Source organism: Amycolatopsis minnesotensis (assembly GCF_039529815.1).
GTDB classification, from domain to species: domain Bacteria; phylum Actinomycetota; class Actinomycetes; order Mycobacteriales; family Pseudonocardiaceae; genus Amycolatopsis; species Amycolatopsis minnesotensis.
Map to the genome: position 1 here is coordinate 1 of NZ_BAAANN010000115.1, position 1,716 is coordinate 1,716.

The 1,716-nt window shown below is 73.9% G+C and carries 1 protein-coding gene; it reads right to left on the bottom strand.

What is annotated here, in order from left to right:
- Window positions 1–1,716: polyketide synthase dehydratase domain-containing protein (locus ABD256_RS44055; protein ID WP_344432375.1), on the bottom strand; the 1,716-nt coding region annotated here is incomplete at both ends.

The following is a 1,716-nucleotide window of genomic DNA, read 5'->3' on the forward strand; positions in this document are numbered from 1 at the left end:
TCCCATCACAGCCAAACCCGGCCGGCTCCACCACAGCGGACTCGTCCACCACCACCCTCGGCACCAGCACCACACCACCGCGCACCGCCACCTGCGGCTCACCGGTCCGCACCATGATGCCTTCGATGTCCACATCGGACAGTTCGGTGTCGGTGTCGACGAGGGCGAACTGGCCGGGGTTCTCGTTCTGCGCCGAGCGCACCAGCCCCGCCGCCGCGGCGGCCGCCGGGTCGGGGGACTCGCCGCCGGTGACCGCGGCCGCGCCGGTGGTCACCACGACCAGCCGGGACGCGGACGGGTCGGCCAGCCGCTCCTGCACCGCGCCCAGCACCTCGGCGACTGCTTCGCGCGCCGCCTCCTGCGCCGGGCGGGCCGGGTCGGTGGCCAGGCGCAGCACACGCACCGGCTCGGCGACCGGCGGCAGGCCGGACGCGGCATCCAGGCCGGTCCAGCCGACGGTGAGCGGCGGGGCGGCCGGGCGAGCGGCCGTGAGCTGATCGGTCGCGATAGGACGCATCGTGAGCGCGTCGACCCCGCCGACGACCGTGCCCCGTTCGTCGAACAGGGTGACCGTCGCGGTGTCGCCGCTTTCGCCGGGCGTGACGCGGGCCCGCAGCGCGGACCGCCCGCCGGCCGGCAGCCGGACGCCGCCCCAGGAGAACGGCAGCACCGCGCTCCCGCTCGCGCGCCCCGTGGCCGATTCCCGGTCGCCCGGTGCGGCGAGCACGTGCAGCGCCGCGTCGAACAGCGCGGGGTGCAGGCGGAACAGGCCCGCCGCCGCGGCGTCCGATGCGGGAAGCTCCACTTCGGAGAACAGTTCGTCACCGCGCCGCCAGCAGCGCTGTACGCCGCGGAACGACGGCCCGTAGTCGAGGCCCGCTTCCGACGTGCTCGCGTAAAGGGCGTCGACGCCGATTTCCGACGCACCCGAAGGCGGCCATTCGGCAAGATCCGCCTGGGGTTCCGCCGATTCGGCGGTGGTGAGGAGGCCGCTGGCGTGCAGCGTCCACGGTTCGCCTTCGGTGGCCTCCTCGGCGATCGAGAACACCTTCACGACCCTGGCCCCGTCCTCGCCGGGACCGTCGACCGCGACCTGGAGCCGGACGGCCTTGCCCGGCTGCAGGACGAGGGGAACGGCGAGGGTCAGCTCTTCGACGCGGTCGCAGTCGGTGTGCTCCAACCCCTGTGCGGCGAGTTCGACGAACGCGGTGCCGGGCAGCAGCACGGTGCCCAGCACCGCGTGGTCGGCCAGCCACGGGCAGTCCTCAAGCGACACCCTGCCACCGAAGAGCACCCCGCCCGATCCCGGCAGCTCCACTTTGGACGCGAGCAGCGGGTGGTTCGCCGCACGCAGGCCAGCCGCCTCCGGGCTGCCCGAACCGGCGAGCGACTGGCGCGGCCAGTAGTGCCGGTGCTGGAACGGGTAGGTGGGCAGCAGGTGGTGCCGGTCGGCGGTGCCGGGGTGGACCGTGGCCCAGTCCGGGTCGACGCCGTTGACGTGCGCGGTGGCCAGCGCGGTGAGGAAGTCGGTGAGCGTGCCGGTGTCCCGGCGCAGCGTGGGCAGGACCACCGCCTCGCTTCCGGTGTCCGCGACCGTTTCCTCGAGCCCGTAGGTGAGAACGGGGTGCGGGCTGATCTCGACGAACGCGTCGAAGTCGCGTTCCAGCAGGTCCCGCACCACCGGGTCGAACAGCACCTCGTGCCGCAGGTTCTCGT